Annotated in this window: 17 protein-coding genes and 3 tRNA genes; 11 read left to right on the forward strand and 9 right to left on the reverse strand. The window is 33.7% G+C overall.

The features are described from left to right. The first annotated feature begins 211 nt into the window (after positions 1–211). The 7 genes from FNB79_RS09205 (at position 212) to FNB79_RS09235 (ending at position 11,868) form a co-directional block, all read left to right on the forward strand. Positions 212–2,167, forward strand: coding sequence for a peptidylprolyl isomerase (locus tag FNB79_RS09205; protein WP_143381036.1), 1,956 nt, complete (start codon positions 212–214; stop codon positions 2,165–2,167). Continuing rightward, positions 2,168–3,019 carry a peptidyl-prolyl cis-trans isomerase gene (locus tag FNB79_RS09210; protein WP_143381037.1) on the forward strand — a complete coding sequence of 284 codons (852 nt, stop codon included), beginning with the start codon at positions 2,168–2,170 and terminating at the stop codon, positions 3,017–3,019. Beyond that, positions 2,982–4,445, forward strand: a complete 1,464-nt coding sequence (locus FNB79_RS09215; RefSeq protein WP_143381038.1) for a peptidylprolyl isomerase — start codon at positions 2,982–2,984, stop codon at positions 4,443–4,445. Before FNB79_RS09210 ends, FNB79_RS09215 begins: the two co-directional genes overlap by 38 nt. 2 nt (positions 4,446–4,447) lie before the next feature. Further along, positions 4,448–5,401 (forward strand): AAA family ATPase, encoded by a 954-nt coding sequence (locus tag FNB79_RS09220; protein ID WP_143381039.1) that lies wholly within the window; start codon positions 4,448–4,450, stop codon positions 5,399–5,401. A 533-nt stretch (positions 5,402–5,934) separates the two neighbouring features. Beyond that, positions 5,935–8,712 carry a bifunctional aconitate hydratase 2/2-methylisocitrate dehydratase gene (locus FNB79_RS09225; protein ID WP_143381040.1) on the forward strand — a complete coding sequence of 926 codons (2,778 nt, stop codon included), beginning with the start codon at positions 5,935–5,937 and terminating at the stop codon, positions 8,710–8,712. A 177-nt stretch (positions 8,713–8,889) separates the two neighbouring features. After that, positions 8,890–11,163 carry an aconitate hydratase gene (locus FNB79_RS09230; protein WP_143381041.1) on the forward strand — a complete coding sequence of 758 codons (2,274 nt, stop codon included), beginning with the start codon at positions 8,890–8,892 and terminating at the stop codon, positions 11,161–11,163. A 141-nt stretch (positions 11,164–11,304) separates the two neighbouring features. Then, positions 11,305–11,868, forward strand: a complete 564-nt coding sequence (locus tag FNB79_RS09235; RefSeq protein WP_143381042.1) for a TlpA family protein disulfide reductase — start codon at positions 11,305–11,307, stop codon at positions 11,866–11,868. Positions 11,869–12,022: 154 nt separating this feature from the next. Here FNB79_RS09235 and FNB79_RS09240 read toward each other — a convergent pair. The 3 genes from FNB79_RS09240 to FNB79_RS09250 all read right to left on the reverse strand — a co-directional run bounded on the left by FNB79_RS09240 (position 12,023) and on the right by FNB79_RS09250 (position 12,514). Then, positions 12,023–12,095 (reverse strand) — tRNA-Lys (locus tag FNB79_RS09240). A 203-nt stretch (positions 12,096–12,298) separates the two neighbouring features. After that, positions 12,299–12,383 (reverse strand) — tRNA-Leu (locus FNB79_RS09245). Between the two features lie 58 nt (positions 12,384–12,441). After that, positions 12,442–12,514, reverse strand: a tRNA-Lys gene (locus FNB79_RS09250). Between the two features lie 134 nt (positions 12,515–12,648). Between FNB79_RS09250 and FNB79_RS09255 the strand changes: the two genes are divergently transcribed. Beyond that, positions 12,649–13,170, forward strand: a complete 522-nt coding sequence (locus FNB79_RS09255) for a shikimate kinase (RefSeq protein WP_143381043.1) — start codon at positions 12,649–12,651, stop codon at positions 13,168–13,170. On the opposite strand, the gene FNB79_RS09260 is transcribed toward FNB79_RS09255, so the two are convergent. The 6 genes from FNB79_RS09260 to FNB79_RS09285 form a co-directional block, all read right to left on the reverse strand. Continuing rightward, the gene (locus FNB79_RS09260; protein ID WP_143381044.1) at positions 13,162–13,665 is read right to left on the reverse strand and encodes a phosphoribosyltransferase family protein; all 504 of its coding nucleotides are present in this window, start codon (positions 13,663–13,665) and stop codon (positions 13,162–13,164) included. The two genes, FNB79_RS09255 and FNB79_RS09260, sit on opposite strands and share 9 nt — an antisense overlap. An 82-nt stretch (positions 13,666–13,747) precedes the next feature. Then, positions 13,748–14,143, reverse strand: a complete 396-nt coding sequence (locus FNB79_RS09265) for an RNA-binding S4 domain-containing protein (protein WP_143381045.1) — start codon at positions 14,141–14,143, stop codon at positions 13,748–13,750. Between the two features lie 208 nt (positions 14,144–14,351). Beyond that, complete coding sequence (locus FNB79_RS09270) at positions 14,352–14,936, reverse strand: outer membrane beta-barrel protein (RefSeq protein ID WP_143381046.1); 585 nt, start codon at positions 14,934–14,936, stop codon at positions 14,352–14,354. 160 nt (positions 14,937–15,096) lie between these two features. Continuing rightward, positions 15,097–15,681, reverse strand: a complete 585-nt coding sequence (locus FNB79_RS09275) for an outer membrane beta-barrel protein (protein ID WP_143381047.1) — start codon at positions 15,679–15,681, stop codon at positions 15,097–15,099. A 47-nt stretch (positions 15,682–15,728) separates the two neighbouring features. Beyond that, positions 15,729–16,682 (reverse strand): transketolase family protein, encoded by a 954-nt coding sequence (locus tag FNB79_RS09280; RefSeq protein ID WP_143381048.1) that lies wholly within the window; start codon positions 16,680–16,682, stop codon positions 15,729–15,731. A 19-nt stretch (positions 16,683–16,701) separates the two neighbouring features. Then, positions 16,702–17,547 (reverse strand): transketolase, encoded by an 846-nt coding sequence (locus FNB79_RS09285; RefSeq protein WP_143381049.1) that lies wholly within the window; start codon positions 17,545–17,547, stop codon positions 16,702–16,704. A 264-nt stretch (positions 17,548–17,811) separates the two neighbouring features. On the opposite strand from FNB79_RS09285, the gene tgt reads away from it, so the two are divergent. From tgt to FNB79_RS09300, 3 genes are read left to right on the forward strand one after another with little or no spacing between them, the layout of a single operon-like run. Next, positions 17,812–18,942, forward strand: coding sequence for a tRNA guanosine(34) transglycosylase Tgt (gene tgt / locus FNB79_RS09290; RefSeq protein WP_143381050.1), 1,131 nt, complete (start codon positions 17,812–17,814; stop codon positions 18,940–18,942). 2 nt (positions 18,943–18,944) lie between these two features. Next, positions 18,945–20,021 carry an LptF/LptG family permease gene (locus FNB79_RS09295; protein WP_143381051.1) on the forward strand — a complete coding sequence of 359 codons (1,077 nt, stop codon included), beginning with the start codon at positions 18,945–18,947 and terminating at the stop codon, positions 20,019–20,021. Then, positions 20,008–20,904 (forward strand): DMT family transporter, encoded by an 897-nt coding sequence (locus FNB79_RS09300; RefSeq protein WP_143381052.1) that lies wholly within the window; start codon positions 20,008–20,010, stop codon positions 20,902–20,904. Before FNB79_RS09295 ends, FNB79_RS09300 begins: the two co-directional genes overlap by 14 nt. Positions 20,905–20,959: the final 55 nt, after the last annotated feature.

The following is a 20,959-nucleotide window of genomic DNA, read 5'->3' on the forward strand; positions in this document are numbered from 1 at the left end:
ATTTAAGTTAATTTATCTCTCAATTTTCGAGTAGCGCTAACTTCAAGATTTATAGGGTTCTAAAGACTTTTTTGTGAAGGTGAATAATTTTACAATAGAATTATACTCGAATATACATTATAAATACTAAAAGTCTCCACTTTGCGTTTGTTAAAGCGGCTTGTATTATAGTATTATATTACTATTTTTGTTTTTGTTAAATTATAAATTAATGAATTTTAGATCCATTTTATTGTTGCTGTTATTAACTGTTTCTACTTTAAGTACAGCACAAATAACTTCAGAAGATATTCTTTTTACTGTAGATGATACTCCAGTTTACGCTTCAGAATTTATAAGAGTTTATAATAAAAATTTAGATCTTGTTAAAGACGAATCGCAAAAAGATGTAGATGCCTATTTACAACTTTTCATTAATTATAAATTAAAATTAGCAGAGGCTAAAACTTTAAAATTAGACGAAAAGGGGTCGTATAAAAGAGAATTAAAATCCTACCGAAATCAATTAGCTCAAAATTATTTAACAGACAACACAGTTACAGAAGAGTTAATTGAAGAAGCGTACCAACGTACAAAACAATTGGTTAAAGCTAGACATATTTTAGTGCGCATAGATGATACTACTCCAGATAAAGATACCTTGGCCGCCTACATGAAAATTATTAAATTAAGAAGCCGTTTGATTGATGAAGGTTTCGATAATGTAAAAAAAGACGTACATGATGGTAAAACAATCTTTGTAGAAGATTTGGGTTATTTTTCAGCTTTTAAAATGGTGTATAGTTTTGAGAATGCTGCTTATAATACGCAAGTAGGAGATGTTTCACAACCCTTTAGAACACGTTTTGGTTATCATGTTATACAAGTTTTAGACAAGCGCCCTTCACTAGGGGCTGTACACGTGTCTCACATCATGGTAGCAAAAAACAAAACTGGAGATACCATATCAGATCCAGAAATACGAATTAATGAGATTTATAAAAAATTAAATCAAGGGGAACGTTTTGAAAGTTTAGCAAAACAATTCTCAGACGATAAAAGTTCGGCAGAAAAAGGCGGGGAGTTAGCACCTTTTTCTAAAGGACAATTGGCTTCACCTGAGTTTGAAGATGCTGCCTTTAATCTCGCACTTGTAGGTGAAGTATCAGAGCCTTTTAAAACTGACTTTGGTTGGCATATTATTAAACTTTTAGATAAAAAACCAGTTCCACCGCTAGAAGATATTAAAGCAGAATTAGAAGAAAAAGTAAAACAAGATAGCCGTTCTAAAATTATTAATGACACACGTATTCAAGATTTAAAAACAAGATATAATATTCCCGATACGCAACCTGCGTTACCTTATTTTGTTAAAATTTTAAACAACAACTATTTCAATAATACATGGGAGCTTCCTAAAAAATTTACAGCAGATAAATTGTTTTTAACAATTGGAGAGCAAACATACACCTATCAGGATTTTGGAGATTACCTATTAAAACGTCAGGGTTTGTATTCCGATCAGCTTAGTTTTAATAAAATTATAGACCACAATTATAATTTGTTTTTAGACGAACGTTTAAAAGCATATCAAGATGCTAACCTAGAAAACGAAAACAAAGAGTTTGCAAATATTGTTAGCGAATATAGAGATGGCTTACTACTATTTGAATTGATGGAAAATGAAATTTGGAATGCAGGAACTAAAGACACCTTGGCCATTCAAGATTATTACAAAGCAAATAAAGATAAGTACTTTTGGAATACTAGAATAGATGCAGTTATTGCAGCTTCTGCAGAACGAAAATATATAAAAAAGGCAGCAAAACTGTTAAAAAAAGGTGTGCCTATAGAAGATATTAAAACAAAGCTTAATGTAAACGACAAAATTCATGTTATCTTTACCACTGGAATTTTTGAACAACATCACCAAGGCCTTCCTAATAATTTTGAATTTAAGACAGGAATGTCTGAAATTTATAAATTTAATGATGGTTACATAGTAGCTAAGGTTAATCAAGTGCTCCCTAAAACCCTCAAATCTTACGAAGAAGCCAAAGGCAATGTAATTAGCGATTTTCAAGCTGATAAAGAAGAGCGATGGATGCAAGGTTTACATGCTAAATATACGGTGTCAGTCAACGAGACGGTATTAACAAAAGTAAGAAATCAAATTAATAATCAATAATTGAAAATTAGAATTTTAATAGGACTACTGTTACTCAGTGTAAGTGCATGTCAATGGTTTAAAACTCAAGACGAGCGCGTTGCTGTGGCTCGTGTTAACGACACCTATTTATATCAAGACGATATTAATAATTTGGTGCCTGAAAACATGTCAAAAGAAGACAGCACGTTAATTGTGCAAAACTTTATCAATCGCTGGGCCACTCAAGAGTTATTGGTAGAAGGAGCAAAGCGTAATTTGCAAGAATCTAAGCTAAAAGACTTTCAGCAACTCGTTAATCAATATAAAAAAGATTTATATTCTAAAGCATATTTAGAAGCTTTAGTAAAGCAAAGTATAGATACAACAGTATCACTTTCTGAAGCCGAAGAATATTATAAAGCAAATGGAGAAGCGTTTAAATTAAATGAAGATTTAATAAAATTTAGATATATAAACTTAGACGAAAATAGGTTGGATTTTAAGGAGTTAAAAACAAAATTCGAGCGTTTTAATGCAGCAGATAGACGGGAATTAGATTCCATTTCTATTCAGTTTAAATCTTATGCTCTAAACGACACCGTGTGGATACGCGCAAGGCAAGTGTTAAATAAGTTACCAGTAGTTTCTGTTGAAAATAAAGACCAACTGTTAAAAAAATCTAATTTTATACAACTCAAAGATTCTTTAGGAGTATATTTGATGCGCGTAAACGATGTTTTATTGCGGGGTAGTAAAGCACCTTTAGAGTATGTGAAACCTACCATTGATCAAATCGTGATCAACAAAAGAAAATTAGAACTCATTAGAGATTTAGAAAAAGATATTACAAAAGATGCAATTAAGAACAAACAATTTGAAATCTATAATTAACCTTAAACAAGCTTTTATTTTTAGCTTTATTTTATGTGCAAATAGTATGTTTGCTCAAGAAATTATTCCAGACGAAGATCCCGAACCAAAAGCAGAAGATCCTAAAATGGTTAAAGATTCATTAGTCTCTGCAGGTGCACAAAAAATAGATGGAGTTGCAGCTGTAGTGGGAGATTACATTCTTTTAGATTCAGATGTAAATAGAACAAAAATGCAATTAGAAGCTCAAGGTGTTAATACTTCAGATTTTTCAAACTGCGAATTATTCGGAAAATTGCTTGAAGATAAATTATATGCACACCAAGCTATTCAAGATAGTATTATTGTTTCAGATATTGAAATTCAATCTTATGTAGATCAGCAAGTACAAGGGTTTTTACAACAAACCAATGGCTCAATGGACGCTTTGTTAAAGTTGTATAATAAGGAAGACGAAAAAAGTTTAAGAGAAGAAATTTTTGAAATTAATAAGAGTCAGAAATTAGCGCAGCAAATGCAACAAAAAATTGTTGAGGAAGTAGAAGTTACTCCAGAAGAAGTGCGTCAGTTTTTTAATGACATTCCAAAAGACCAGCGTCCAACATTCGGTACAGAGTTACGTGTGGCGCAAATTGTAGTAGAGCCTCAAGTGACCGAAGAAGAAAAAGAGAAAGTAATAGAACGTTTAAATGAAATGAGAGCAGATGTGTTAGAAAATGGTGTGAGTTTTCGTTCTAAAGTAGTACTGTATACAGACGATAAAGCTTCCATATCTAATGGAGGTTTATATACGTTAAACCGTAAACGTCCAAAAATGGTAAAAGAATTCAGACAAGTGGCTTTTTCTTTAAAAGAAGGTGAAATATCAGAGCCTTTTGCTACAGAATATGGCTATCATATTATTTACTTAGAAAAAATTAGAGGTCAAGAATACGATGTTCGTCATATACTATTGATGCCTAAAGTTTCTGATGAAGAAATAAAAAAGGCAAAAGAGAAAATTGATAAAGTAAGAGAAGAAATTGTAAGCGGAGAGATTACTTTTGCCGAAGCAGCAAGTAAATATAGTGATGAAAGAGAAACTAAATATGATGGCGGACAATTAATTAATCCGACCACTCAAGATTATAATTTTGAATTAACCAATATGGATCCAGAATTATATAGCCAAATTCAAAATTTAAAAGATGATGAAATTAGTTATGTATTAAAAGATCAAGACCGTACGGGGAAAATTAAATTTAAAATTTTAAAAGTTTCTGACCGTGTGAATGAACACGTTGCTAATTATGCTCAAGATTACCTTAAAATTAAAGAACTAGCATTAAGTGAAAAACGATTAAAAACAATTGAAAAATGGCAGGAAGAAACCATTTCAGATACCTTTATTAAAATTAATGGGGAATATAGAGATTGTGAATTTGCTAGTAATTGGTTAAAAAAATAAACATGTCAGACGTAGCTGCCGTAGAACAATTTGTTAAAAAATTTGGTGCCTTAAAAACCGAAATATCTAAAATGATAATTGGTCAAGACCAAGTGATTGAACAGATTTTAATTTCTGTGTTCTCTGGTGGTCATGCCTTATTAATAGGAGTCCCTGGTTTAGCAAAAACCTTAATGGTTAATGCAATTTCTCAGGCTCTGGGGTTAGAGTTTAAGCGTATACAGTTTACGCCAGACCTAATGCCTAGCGATATTTTAGGAAGCGAAGTTTTAGACGAAAGCAGAAACTTTAAATTTATTAAAGGCCCTATTTTTTCTAATATTATTCTTGCCGATGAAATTAATAGAACGCCGCCTAAAACACAAGCAGCACTGTTAGAAGCCATGCAAGAACGCTCGGTTACTGTAGCTGGCCAACATTATAAATTAAACTTGCCGTATTTTGTATTAGCGACTCAAAACCCGATTGAGCAAGAAGGAACGTATCCCTTGCCTGAAGCCCAATTAGATCGCTTTATGTTTGCCATTCATTTAGATTATCCTACATTTCAAGAAGAGGTAGATGTGGTTAAAGCAACTACTACAGATAAAAATGTAACGATAAACCCATTGTTTAGTGCCGACGAAATTGTACAATTTCAAAAGTTAATTCGTCGTGTTCCTGTAGCGGATAATGTCATTGAATACGCTGTGAGAATGGTTGGTAAAACAAGACCTAATACAACGCAAACTTCAGAATTAGTGAAAAATTATCTCGATTGGGGAGCGGGACCTCGAGCATCACAAAATTTAATTTTAGCAGCCAAAACTCATGCTGTAATTAATGGTAAATTTTCCCCAGATATTGAAGATGTACAAGCTGTAGCCTTTGGTATTTTAAGGCATAGAATTATTAAAAACTACAAAGCCGAAGCCGAAGGAATTACTGAAGAAGCTATAATTAAAAGTCTGTTTTAATTAGGGCTTGAGATCTAAAATTTAGCAGCTTTAAAACAATTCCAAATCCCTTAAATTATCCGTTTTTACAAGTTTTAAAAACTTTCATCACTTAAATTGTTATTTAGAGTGGTTATAAAAAGCGAAATTCATAATTTAAATTCAATTTAATTTCAATTCATCAATAAATTAAATGGTTTTATGACGATTTTTGAATATAAAACGGATTATGTTAAAATGTGATGATACTATAAAAAATTAATATCGTATGCGATTGTATTACAGGCTTTCTTTTAAAAACTTTGCATTAAATTTTTTATGTTTGCAAAGTTTTTAAAAGAAGTTATTCAGCATTTGAAAATTTTCCATTTTAATACGACAAAAGGGATGTATTCGCTTACAAAATTATATCGATTTCGTTTAATAGGTATAACTGTATAAAAATAGATTTTAAAACAGCTTAATTGCAATTTGGCTAACAGAAAAATAAACTATAACTAATTATCAGTGTATTAACGTACACGAATCTAATATTGACAAAAAAAATATTATTTATGACTACTTATAACGATTACATCAAGGAAATCGAAGACCGTAAAGGTCAAGGGCTTCATCCAAAACCTATTGATGGTGCTGAATTATTAAGCGAAATCATTGCGCAAATTAAAGATGTAGATAATGAATATAGAGAAGATTCTCTTAATTTTTTCATCTATAACGTATTGCCTGGAACCACTGCAGCTGCAAGTGTTAAAGCTGAATTTTTAAAAGAAATTGTCCTTGGTGATTCTGTAGTTAAAGAAATTTCTCCAGCCTTTGCTCTAGAGCAATTATCACATATGAAGGGAGGACCTTCTATAGCAGTCTTATTAGATTTAGCTTTAGGTGAAGATCTAGCTATTGCAAAAGACGCGGCTGAAGTATTAAAAACGCAAGTGTTCCTTTACGAAGCAGATACTGCGCGTTTAGAAAAAGCATTTCACGAAGGAAATCCAATTGCTATAGAATTAATAGAGAGTTATGCTAAAGCAGAATTCTTTACTAAACTTCCTGAACTTCCTGAAAAAATAGACGTAGTTACCTTTATCGCTGGAGTTGGTGATATTTCTACAGATTTATTATCTCCTGGTGGAGACGCACACTCGCGTTCAGATAGAGAATTACACGGACAGTGTATTTTTGAACACAATAAAGAACAGCAAGACGAATTAAAAGCTTTACAAGCACAACATCCAGATAAACGTGTGATGTTAATTGCTGAAAAAGGAACCATGGGAGTAGGATCTTCTAGAATGTCTGGTGTAAATAACGTGGCACTATGGACAGGAGTAAAATCTAGCCCTTATGTCCCATTTATTAATATCGCCCCAGTAATTGCTGGAACAAACGGTATCTCTCCAATTTTCTTAACTACAGTAGGTGTAACCGGTGGTATTGGTTTAGATCTTAAAAACTGGGTGCAACAAAAAGATGAAAACGGGAATACCATTGTTGATGAAGAAGGTGAACCTATTTTAAAAGAAGTTTATTCTGTTGCAACAGGAACAGTATTGACTATAGATACTAAAAAGAAAAAATTATATAAAGGCGATACAGAATTAAAAGATATCTCTGCAGCATTTACACCACAAAAAATGGAGTTTATGAAAGCGGGAGGATCTTACGCTGTTGTATTTGGTAAAAAATTACAAACATTCGCATCTAAAGTTTTAGGTATAGATGTTATACCAGTATATGCACCATCAAAAGAAATTTCTATTGAAGGTCAAGGATTAACAGCTGTAGAGAAAATTTTCAATAAAAATGCTGTAGGTTCAACACCAGGTAAAGTATTACATGCCGGTTCAGATGTTCGTGTTACGGTAAATATTGTTGGGTCTCAAGATACAACAGGGTTAATGACTTCTCAAGAATTAGAGATGATGGCTGCTACAGTTATTTCTCCAATTGTAGATGGGGCTTACCAATCAGGATGTCATACCGCTTCAGTTTGGGATAATAAATCTAAAGCAAATATCCCACGTTTAATGAAGTTTATGAACGACTTTGGTTTAATTACTGGTCGTGATCCAAAAGGGAAATATTTCCCAATGACAGATGTAATTCATAAAGTACTTAACGATATTACAGTAGGAGATTGGGATATTATTATTGGAGGTGATTCGCATACACGTATGTCTAAAGGTGTGGCTTTCGGAGCAGATTCTGGAACCGTAGCCCTAGCATTAGCAACCGGTGAAGCATCTATGCCAATTCCACAATCTGTAAAAGTAACCTTTAAAGGTGAAATGAAATCATATATGGATTTCCGTGATGTGGTACACGCAACGCAACAACAAATGTTGAAGCAATTTGGAGGAGAAAATGTATTCCAAGGGCGTATAATTGAGGTGCATATTGGTACATTAACTGCAGATCAAGCCTTTACATTCACAGACTGGACAGCAGAGATGAAAGCGAAAGCTTCAATTTGTATTTCTGAAGATGAAACTTTAATAGAATCTTTAGAGATTGCAAAAGGGCGTATCCAAATCATGATTGATAAAGGTATGGACAACGACAAACAAGTACTTAAAGGACTTGTGGAAAAAGCAGAAACACGTATTACAGAACTTAAAACTGGAATTAAACCAGCATTAAGACCAGATGCTAATGCAAAATATGAAGCAGAAGTTGTTATCGACTTAGATCAGATTGTTGAACCAATGATTGCAGATCCAGATGTAAATAACGATGATGTATCTAAACGTTACACACACGATGTTATTAGACCGTTATCTTTCTACGGAGGTACAAAACAAGTAGATTTAGGTTTTATAGGTTCATGTATGGTGCATAAAGGCGATATGAAAATATTAGCTCAAATGCTTAAAAATATTGAGAAACAACAAGGTAAAGTCGAGTTTAAAGCGCCTTTAGTTGTGGCCCCTCCAACATATAATATTGTAGACGAGTTAAAAGAAGAAGGCGATTGGGAAGTATTACAAAAATACTCTGGCTTCGAATTTAATGACGATAATCCTAAAGCGGCAGCACGTACTAAGTACGAAAATATGTTGTATTTAGAGCGTCCTGGATGTAACCTTTGTATGGGGAATCAAGAAAAAGCTGAACCAGGAGATACGGTAATGGCAACATCTACACGTTTATTCCAAGGACGTGTTGTAAAAGATTCTGGAGAGAAAAAAGGAGAATCTTTATTAACATCTACACCTGTAGTAGTACTGTCTACTGTTTTAGGAAGAACTCCTACATTAGAAGAATATCAAGCAGCTGTAGAAGGTATTAACTTAACTAAATTTAAGCCTTCTAGTAAATTATTATCCATATAATTTATAGTTAGCAAATCATAAATTAAAAGCCCGAGTCCTAGACTCGGGCTTTTTGTTTTAGTATATGAGTTAATTTTATAGGTTTTCATAATAATATTTTGTATTTGATAGCTTCAATAGTCACTGTTAAATTCGTATATTGTAATAAATAATTATCGAATAATAAAAAAAAGAAATATGGCATTTGACATTGATATGATTAAAGGTGTGTACGCGAACATAGCCGATCGCGTAGACAAAGCAAGAAGCATTGTAGGGAAACCATTAACACTTTCTGAAAAAATCTTATACGCTCACCTATGGGATGGAGTAGCAGATAAAGCATTTGTAAGGGGGAAAGATTATGTAGACTTTGCTCCAGATCGTATTGCATGTCAGGATGCTACTGCACAAATGGCTTTATTGCAATTTATGCAAGCTGGTAAAAGTAATGTGGCAGTACCTACAACTGTGCACTGCGACCATTTAATTCAAGCAAAAGAAGGCGCTTCAACAGATTTAAAACACGCAAACGATGTAAGTAGCGAAGTGTTTAAATTTTTAGAATCGGTGTCTAATAAATATGGTATCGGGTTTTGGAAACCTGGTGCAGGAATTATCCACCAAGTGGTATTAGAAAATTATGCCTTTCCAGGCGGAATGATGATTGGTACCGATTCACACACCGTTAACGCCGGTGGTTTAGGTATGGTCGCTATTGGAGTAGGAGGTGCCGATGCTGTAGATGTTATGGCAGGAATGGCGTGGGAATTAAAATTCCCGAAATTAATCGGTGTGAAGTTAACTGGTAAGTTATCGGGTTGGACAGCGCCAAAGGATGTAATTTTAAAAGTAGCAGAAATTCTTACTGTTAAAGGAGGGACTGGTGCTATTGTAGAATATTTTGGAGAAGGCGCGACCTCAATGTCATGTACGGGTAAAGGAACCATTTGTAATATGGGAGCAGAAATTGGTGCTACAACTTCTACATTTGGATACGACGAATCTATGGAGCGCTATTTACGTGCTACAGAACGTGCAGATGTTGCCGATGCTGCTAACGAAGTTAAATCTTATCTTACAGCAGACCCAGAAGTATACGCCGATCCAAAATCTTATTTTGATGAAGTGATCGAAATCAACTTGTCAGAATTATCACCATTGTTAAACGGACCTTTTACACCAGATTTATCTACACCTGTAGGAAGTGAAATGACTGAAAAAGCAACTGCTAACGAATGGCCTTTAAAAGTGGAATGGGGATTAATAGGGTCGTGTACCAACTCCTCTTACGAAGATTTATCTCGAGCCTCGTCAATTGCACAACAAGCATTAGATAAGAATTTAAAAACTAAAGCTGAATTTGGAATCAATCCGGGTTCAGAAAAAGTTAGATATACCACAGAGCGTGATGGTATTCTAGACATCTTTGAGAAACTAAATGCTAAAATATTTACAAACGCTTGCGGACCATGTATTGGGCAATGGGCAAGATATAGCGATCCTAAAAACGCACCTAAAAATAGTATCATTCACTCGTTTAACAGAAACTTTGCAAAACGAGCAGATGGTAACCCAAATACACATGCATTTGTAGCGTCTCCAGAAATGGTTGCTGCTATAGCCATTGCCGGACGATTAGATTTTAATCCTATGACCGATAAATTAATCAATGAAGAGGGAGAAGAAGTGATGTTTGATGAGCCAACAGGATGGGAGTTACCACCTAAAGGTTTTGAAGTTAAAGATAACGGATATTTAGCACCAGATGAAGATGGTAGTGATGTTGTGGTGTCTGTAGATCCAGATTCTGAGCGATTACAATTATTAGAACCATTTACACCCATTGGCGATTCAATTACAGGTGCAAAATTATTAATTAAAGCATTTGGTAAATGTACTACAGACCATATTTCTATGGCAGGACCTTGGTTGCGTTTCCGCGGGCATTTAGATAATATTTCTAATAATTGCTTAATTGGTGCAGTAAATGCCTACAATAAAAAAACAAACTTTGTTAAAAATCAATTAACAGGAGATTATGGAGGTGTGCCAGATACAGCTCGCGAATATAAAGCAGCGGGAATTAAATCGATAGTAGTAGGAGACCATAATTATGGAGAAGGCTCATCGCGCGAGCACGCTGCTATGGAGCCTCGTCATTTAGGTGTTGCTGCAGTTATTGTAAAATCATTTGCTAGAATTCACGAAACAAATCTTAAAAAACAAGGTTTATTAGGATTAACATTTGCTAATGAAGCCGATTACGATTTAATTCAAGAAGACGATACTATCAATTTCTTAGATTTAGATGAATTTGCACCAGATAAAACCTTGTCTATAGAGTTTGTTCATGCTGATGGTACTAAAGATGTTGTTGTTACTAATCACACGTATAATGCGGCTCAAATTGCATGGTATAAAGAAGGTTCTGCTTTAAACTTAATTAAAAAGGAGAACGCTTCTGCTTAATAAACAATAAAATTTTAAGAAAAGCTTCTGAGTATTCAGAAGCTTTTTTTTGTTAAAGACTTAACTTGTATATTATAAGAATAAATAGAAAATAAAGAAGGTACCTTTGTAATCTATTAAAATAAATCATGTCATATTAAAATGAAATTAAAGTCATCTCAAAAGCAAAATATTGTATTTGCGATAGGTTTAGTGTTGTTAATAATACCACAAACACGACAACCTATTCAGGTTTTTATTCAAAAAGGGTTAGCAGTATTTAGTCCGTCTGTAACAGAGAAATCTGAACAGCAAGACGTAAATTCATACCAATGGCATTTAAAAGATTTAGAAGGACAGTCTTATAATTTTAAATTTGCCCAAAACCAAGTGGTACTCCTTAACTTTTGGGCAACATGGTGTCCGCCGTGTATAGCAGAAATGCCAAGTTTGGTCGCATTACATAAGGATTATAAAGATAAAGTTCAATTTCTGTTCGTATCTAATGAGGATGAAGATGTGATTGTAGCATTTTTAAAAAAACATAACTATACAATTCCTGTACATCAGCCTATGTCAGCAGTCCCTGAGCGTTTACATACCAGTACGATTCCAAGAACGTTATTAATAAGTAAATCGGGTAAAATTGTAATTGATAAAACAGGAGCATCAAATTGGAATAGCAATACGGTTAGAACAACCATAGAACAGCTATTAGCCGAATAATGTAAAACGTATACTGTGCAAATTGCTTAGATTAAGTTTAAAAGCGTTAACTGTATACACTAAGATTGTGATAAAGTGGTAACATATTTAGTCTGAATTTAAGTAAAATTATGGCATAAAAAAAAGGTTAAACAAATATGTTTAACCTTTTCTGTGACCGGGCTGGGGCTCGAACCCAGGACCCTCTCCTTAAAAGGGAGATGCTCTACCAACTGAGCTACCAGGTCATTGTTTTTCTTTCTCTATAACGAGGGTGCAAATATACGACCTTTATTCAAAAAAGCAACCATTTTTTAATATAAATTTAAAATTAATTTAAGTTTTCTAAATTCAACCTATATGTATAGGTTTTAAAGTACTGTTTAATAGGGGTTTAGCTATTAGTTTAAACCAAGATAATGTTGTAAATAAAATAATAAAAGCTAAAAAGTGCGCACGAGAAGATTCGAACTTCCACGTCCTAAACGGACACTGGCCCCTCAAGCCAGCGCGTCTACCAATTCCGCCACGTGCGCGTTTAAATAAAGGAGATAAAATAAAAAAGGTTAAACAACGATGTTTAACCTTTTTTTGTGACCGGGCTGGGGCTCGAACCCAGGACCCTCTCCTTAAAAGGGAGATGCTCTACCAACTGAGCTACCAGGTCATTGTTTTTGTTTGCGTATTGCGGGTGCAAATATATCACCTTTATTTAGAATTCCAAGCCTGTTTCTAATTTTTTTTTCGTTTTTTTGCGCTACAATTACGTATGTTTTTAAGGATCAATAAAAAACACTTTAAATGATTATAATTTTAATTGGATATATGGGGTCGGGAAAGTCTACTTTAGGTAAAACCTTGGCCAAAACATTAGAATACCCTTTTATAGATTTAGACGATTATATAGAAGCTCAAGAAGAAGTAACAATTCCTGAACTTTTTAAAACCCATGGAGAAGTGTATTTTAGAAAACAAGAACATATTTATCTAAAAGCACTCCTAACTGAACAAAAAAATGTGGTATTGGCTTTAGGAGGCGGAACACCTTGTTATGCAAATAATATGGAACTGATTAAGCAACATGCTAATGCCAAGTCTTTCTATTTTAAAGCTGGAATTCAGGAATTAACACAGCGTTTAAAACACGATAAAAATAACCGCCCATTATTAAGTCGATTTAACACAGATGACGAATTGGTTGAATTTATAGGGAAACACCTTTTTGAACGTACGGTCTATTACAATCAAGCCGATGTGATTATCTCTGTAGACCAAACTACAGAAACAGAAGTAATAGCCCAATTAATGCCCCATTTAGTTTAAATAAGCTTCGTAATGTTCTGTATCAAAATCTACGGTAACATGTTCGTTTAATGAAGTGGATAAAGATATCCCCTTGAAATCCGCCTTAACGGGATATTTTTTATGATTTCTATTAACGAGTACAGCGGTTTTAAATTGTTTTAGCGGAACATCTAAGAAATAGCGTACACCATAAATCAAAGCTGTGCCAGAATTTAGCACATCGTCTATCAATACGATTGATTTGTTTTCATATTCAGAGACATCTAAAGATGTTTGTATGGCATTACGCGGATTTTTTTTGTCTATTATTACTTTACAAAGTATAGGGTTAATAGGGGAAATCTCACTTAAAACAGATTTTAACTTTTTAGCTAGTACATATCCATTACTTGCTATGCCCGCTAAAATCACGTCTGTTTCGTTAACATTCCTTTCATAAATTTGATAGGCTATGCGCTTAATTTTATGATTGATTTCGTCGTGAGTTAAAATTATATTTTTAGTTGTTTCCATCGTAAATAGTAGTGTTTAATCAAAGATAAAAAGAGTTTTCTTATCCGTTATTATGTAAAAGTAAATATCTTATGTATAATGTTTAGAGTGCATCATTAAAAGGAGGAACGTCTTGATTATCCTGATAATCATCTATATCTCTTCTGTCTTTTTTAGTAGGCCTTCCTGTACCTTTTTTACGATAGTAATCTTTGGCATATTTTAAAAGCTCTTGAGCTTCAAAAGCTTCTTTTGGAGTAGTATCTATACGGTAGATGTCTACGAGTTTTGCGCCCACTCGATTAGGAGGTAAATCATTTACGGTTAAACTGTAGTTTACCTGATCTTTTCTAACCTCAATTTTATCTTGCGGATATACTTCTCGACTTGGTTTTACAACAGCACCATTTACTTTTATATGTCCTTTTTTACATGCTGTGGTAGCAATACTTCGGGTTTTGAAATAGCGTACACACCATAAATATTTATCTATTCGCATTTTGTATTGTGAAAATATGCAGCCAACCCATCTCTAAATAACAGATTGAGTAGCTTCTTTTGAATTCAAAAATAATCAATATTGAAATTAAGCACACTAAATTTAACCTATTTATTAGCGTTTCATTTCAGTTTTATAACATCTTGTAAAAAACAAAAATAGATGAGGCTAATTAAAGAGCAAAGAAAATGGGGAAGCAACGTTTTAATTACAATTGTATAGAGACACTAAGAATAAGTTGTTCGGGTCTAGAGTCTATAGTTACAACATCTAAATCATTGTTTGTAATAAAGTCAAACTCGTAATCTTCTAATCCACGTTCGTATCTTAAATCAACGCCTATAGTTTTAAAGTTAAATGCAATTCCAAAATTAAGTCCTGTAGTTATATCTTCGCTGCGGGCTTCAGCAGCAATACCATCAAGTTCACTTTCTATAATGTATTGCAGAGCTGGTCCTGCAAATATGCCAAAAGGGCCAATAAGTTGAACTCCTATTAAAGCGGGAACATCTACTTTTTTAGTTTTAAAATCTGAGGTGTTATATGAACTATGGGTTTGGGTGTAGGTAGGTTCAAATTTAAGATAAATTGAGCTACCAAATTTACCAAAAACACCTAAATGAAACCCGGTATGACTTTCAGGTTCTGCTATAAATTCGCCTAAAGAAGAACTGTAATTACCATTAGAACTATAATTTAATCCACCTTTAATTCCAAAACCAGAACCTTGTTGTGCAAAACTAAAGTGTTGTGATCCAAGTATAATGCAAAGCATTATTAGTAAGTTTTTCATCGTTTTAATATTAGGGAGGTAAAATTTAAAACGAAACTACTAAAATTAATGTCTTTTTATTTTAATTCGTTTAAGCTTAACATTTAAAACTAACGTTATTATTAATTTAATAGTAATACAGTTTAATTTCTGTGATATCTTTATTAAGACATGTTTGGAGTTATAGGCTAAGTGATAAGCTTAATATCAGCTGATCTGGTCTTGAATCTATTGTTACAACATTTAGGCCGTTGTTAGTGATAAACTCAGTTTCGTTTGTATTAAATCCACGCTCATACCTTAAGTCTATACCTATACGGCGAATATGTAATGCAAGGCCAAAGTTTAATCCCATACTAATGTCTTCTTCTATATTGTCGTAGTCAATATCATCAAATTTAGAATCTAATATATATTGAAAGGACGGTCCAGCAAAGACACTTAAAGGACCAATTAATCGGATACCGACTAAGGCAGGTAAATCTATTTTTTTAATTTCAAGATCAGCATTGTCGTAGGCACTACTAGTTTGAGTATACATTAATTCAGGCTTAAAATACAATCTGCTACCAAATTTAGCAAAAACACCCAGATGGAAACCAATGTTTCTATCTGAGTGATTTATATGATCGCCTATAGAGGAAATATAATTTCCGTTAGAGCTGTAGTTTAATCCGCCTTTAATACCGTAACCTGAGCCTGATTGTGCTGTAGTAATCTGGATGGCTCCTAGAGTTACAAAAAGTATAAAGATTAAATTTTTCATAGATTTTAATTTAATGTGTGAGTACATTAAACGCTAATCTACTAAAATTATTTTCTTTTAATCACAGTTTCGCAGGCATTAACAATTGCGCTAGCATTTAAGCCGTATTTATCCATTAATTGTGCAGGCGTACCAGATTCTCCAAAAGTATCTTGCGTACCTACAAACTCTTGAGGTGTTGGTTTATTAGTGGCTAATACACGAGCAACACTTTCGCCTAATCCTCCAAGAATATTATGCTCTTCAGCAGTTACTATACATCCTGTTTTAGATACAGAGTCTAAAATGGCTTTAGCATCTAAAGGTTTTATAGTGTGAATATCGATAACTTCAGCAGAAATTCCTTTTTCGTATAACGCTTTAGACGCTTCTAGGGCTTCCCATACTAAGTGACCCGTTGCTACAATAGTAACATCGGTTCCTTCTGTTAATTGTAATGCTTTTCCGATTTCAAATTTCTGATCTGCAGGCGTAAAAATTGGCACAGATGGACGTCCAAAACGTAAGTAAACTGGGCCGTCATGTTCAGCTATAGCTATAGTTGCTGCTTTAGTTTGGTTGTAATCACAAGGATTAATAACCGTCATTCCAGGTAACATTTTCATTAACCCAATATCTTCCAAAATTTGGTGGGTTGCACCATCTTCACCTAAAGTTAAACCGGCATGAGATGCACAAATTTTTACATTTTTGTTAGAATAAGCAATAGATTGACGAATTTGATCGTAAACACGACCTGTAGAAAAGTTTGCAAAGGTTCCTGTAAACGGAATTTTACCCCCAATAGTTAAACCTGCAGCGATTCCCATCATATTGGCTTCTGCAATACCAATTTGGAAAAAGCGCTCAGGGTTTTCTTTAATAAATTCGTCCATTTTTAATGAACCAATTAAATCGGCACATAACGCTACTACGTTAGGATTTGTACGTCCCAATTCCGCTAAACCAGCTCCAAATCCGCTTCGTGTATCTTTTTTTTCTGTATATGTGTATGTTTTCATTGTCTTGTAATTGTAAGGATTAATAGTCGCCTAAGGTCACTGGGTTTTGAGAAAGGGCATTTTCTAATTGGTCATCGTTAGGTGCTTTTCCGTGCCAAGCATGAGTATACATCATAAAGTCTACACCATGTCCCATAACAGTTTTTAATAGTACACAAACAGGTTTTCCTTTTCCTGTCAATGCCTTAGCTTTAGCCATACCTTTTAATATCGCGTCTATATCGTTTCCTTCTTCTATAGTTATAACATCCCAACCAAAAGCAACAAATTTACTTTCAATACTTCCCATTGGTAAAACAGTATCTGTAGATCCATCAATTTGCTGACCGTTTAAATCAATAGTACAAATAATATTGTCTACTTTCTTAGCAGAAGCATACATGATAGCTTCCCAGTTTTGTCCTTCTTGTAATTCACCATCACCATGTAAGGTGTATACTAAAGTAGAATCGTTATTTAATTTTTTTGCCTGTGCTGCACCAAGGGCTACAGACATCCCTTGTCCTAAAGAACCAGATGCTATACGTACGCCAGGTAAGCCTTCGTGAGTAGTGGGGTGTCCTTGTAATCTAGAATCAATTAATCTAAAGGTATTTAATTCTTCTACTGGAAAATATCCAGCATGTGCAAGTACACTGTAAAATACAGGAGAAATGTGACCGTTAGATAAGAAGAATACATCTTCGTTAATTCCATCCATATCAAAACCGTCTTTACGGTCCATTATTTCATTGTAAAGGGCTACTAAAAATTCTGCGCATCCTAAAGAACCTCCTGGATGTCCAGAGTTTACTTTGTGTACCATGCGTAGAATATCTCTACGAACCTGAGTCGTTAAATCTTGTAATTCTTTTGTGTTAGCCATGTTTTATAACTTGATTTTTAAAAGTCCAAAAATAAGCCTTTATGTCTGTTTAGCAAATTAATATTTTGCTAATTTATGTCCCATTTTTTAAGTTTGGTTTTAGAATGATAAATTATTAAGGAGTAAATTGTAACTTTAATAATAAAAGCACTCAATCTGAGGGTCTAAACCCCATAATTGGAGTCTTAATGCTTAATTTTTTTTAAATACCCACACATATCACAGCGAGATAATTATCTTTGCCAACTGATTGATTTTTTGAACATGACATTCGACTTAAAAGCACAAGACCCGCAAAGTAAAGCCAGAGCTGGAGTAATGACTACAGACCATGGTAAAATTGAAACACCTATTTTTATGCCTGTTGGTACTGTTGGCTCTGTAAAAGGGGTACACCAACGCGAACTAAAAGAGGATATTAATCCAGATATTATTCTAGGAAATACCTACCATTTATACCTGCGTCCGCAAACAAAAATTCTTGAAAAAGCTGGAGGATTACATAAATTTATAAACTGGGATCGAAATATTTTAACCGATTCTGGAGGGTATCAAGTGTATTCATTATCTTCTAATAGAAAGATAAAAGAAGAAGGGGTAAAGTTTAAATCGCATATAGATGGGAGTTACCATGTGTTTACTCCAGAAAACGTTATGGAAATTCAGCGTAGTATTGGTGCCGATATTATTATGGCTTTTGATGAGTGTACACCATACCCTTGCGACTACCATTATGCAAAACGTTCGATGCATATGACGCACCGTTGGCTAGAACGTTGCTTAACGCATCTTGATAAAACACCTTTTATGTACGATTACAGCCAATCGTTCTTCCCTATAGTGCAAGGAAGTACGTATAAAGATTTACGTAAACAATCGGCAGAGTACATTGCAGGTGTTGGGGCAGAAGGTAATGCTATAGGAGGCTTGTCTGTTGGTGAACCTGCCGAAGAAATGTATGCCATGACAGAAGTGGTTACCGATATCTTACCATGGGAAAAACCTAGATATTTAATGGGAGTAGGTACTCCTATTAATATTTTAGAAAATATAGCATTAGGTGTAGATATGTTCGATTGTGTCATGCCTACTCGAAATGCTAGAAATGGAATGTTATTTACGGCATATGGCTCTATCAATATAAAAAATAAAAAATGGGAAGATGATTTTTCTCCAATTGATGAAATGGGCATTACTTTTGTAGATACAGAATATTCTAAAGCTTATTTAAGACACCTGTTTTCAGTAAATGAATTACTAGGTAAACAAATAGCAACCATACACAACCTAGGGTTTTATTTGTGGTTGGTAAGAGAAGCAAGAAAACATATCTTAGCCGGAGATTTTAAAGTCTGGAAAGATATGATGGTTAAACAAATGGATAACAGATTGTAATATTGAAAATATTAGATTGGTACATATTAAAGCGGTATTTGCTCACATTTTTAATGATGTTGTTGCTGTTTATTCCTATTGGAATTACCGTGAATTTAGCCGAAAAAATTGGTAAAATTTTAGAAAAAGAAGTGCCTTTTGTTGAAGTAGCTTTATTCTATTTAGATTTTACTATTTATTTTGCACACCTTTTATTTCCGTTATTTTTATTTCTCTCTGTAATATTTTTTACGTCTAAACTCGCAAATAATACAGAAGTTATTGCCTTTTTGAGTTCTGGGGTGTCTTTCTCTAGGTTTTTAAGACCGTATATGATTGGGGCTACTGTTGTCTCTATTTTAGCTCTAATTTTAGGAATGTATTTAGCGCCAGAGGCAAGTAAAGGGTTTAATGATTTTGATTATAAATACTTTAAAAGCAATAAAAAAGCAGTAGAAACAGGAAGTGTATACAGACAAATTAATGATCACGACTTTATTTATGTAAGTAGTTTTGATGCTAAAAAGAGGATGGGGCAAAACTTTACATTAGAGCATATTGTAGACAACAAATTAGTTTATAAAATGAGTGCTCGAAACATTCGCTATATTGAAAAAGACTCTGTGTATCGTATGGTCGATTATGTAAAGCGCAAAGTTGGTGAAGATCATGATATTTTTGAAACCCAACGCCGCAAGGATACTATTTTTAGTTTCGATTTAGAAGATTTAACACCTTTAGAATATATTGCAGAGACCCTTAACTATCGCGATTTAAACCAATTTATTGAAAAAGAAAAGAAAAGAGGTTCGTCCAGTATAGGACGTTACGAATTGGTGAAATATAGAAAATGGAGCTTACCCGTATCTGTTTATATCCTTACAATTATAGCTGTAGCTGTATCGTCTAAAAAACGTCGTGGAGGCATGGGAGTAAATTTAGCCTTTGGTGTAAGTATTGCAATGGTATTTGTGTTTTTCGATAAAATATTTGGAGTTATGGCTGAGCAATCAGATTTTTCACCTTTAGTAGCCGTGTGGTTTCCAAATTTTATTTTTGGAGTGCTAGCAGCCTACCTTTTATATCATGCGCGACGTTAAAATACTCAATTATTTGCATATGCACCTGTTGGTGTTTATTGCAGGATTTACAGCCATTCTAGGCGAATTAATAACTATAGATGCAATTCCTTTAGTATGGTTTCGTATGCTTATGGCCACCGGATTAATGTATATATACATTCGGTTAAGAAAGATTTCTATAAAGGTTACACCCAAAAACATCACAAGATTTGCGGTTGCAGGAATTATTATCGCTTTACATTGGATAACATTTTTTGGAGCCATTAAAGCTTCTAATATTTCTATTACATTATCTATGGTCTCTTCGGGCGCATTTTTTGCTTCAATTTTAGAGCCTATCATTCATAAACGTAAGCTAATTACTTACGAAATTGTATTTGGATTGGTAGTGGTTATAGGAGTAATGCTAATTACTCAAAGCGAAATTCAGTACATAGAGGGAATTATTTTAGGAATCATTTCAGCTTTTTTTTCAGCCTTGTTTGCGGTCTTAAATGGGAAATTTGTAAAAACACATAGACCATCTGTCATTTCTATTTACGAGTTTATAAGTGGAGTACTTTTTATTACCTTATATATAGCGGTATTTGGTACAGGGTTTCAAGGCGATTTTTTTAATGTTAGCCAATCAGATTTGTGGTATTTGTTTTGCTTAGCCTCTGTTTGTACGGCTTATGCTTTTATTGCTTCAGTAAAAATCATGGAGCATATCAGTCCATATACGGTAATGTTAACCTATAATTTAGAACCTATTTATGGCATAATTTTAGCTCTTATTTTGTTTCCAGAAAGCGAAAAAATGTCGACTAATTTTTACTTCGGTGCCGCTATTATTTTGGGTGCAGTATTACTTAATGGTGGCTTAAAAAATTGGAAAGCATTAAAAAGAAAGCGGTCTTAACAAAATATCAACGCTAAAGTTTTTATATTTGTAGGCTAACTAAAAAACAAAACCT

It is taken from the genome of Formosa sediminum, from assembly GCF_007197735.1.
GTDB classification, from domain to species: Bacteria; Bacteroidota; Bacteroidia; order Flavobacteriales; family Flavobacteriaceae; genus Formosa; species Formosa sediminum.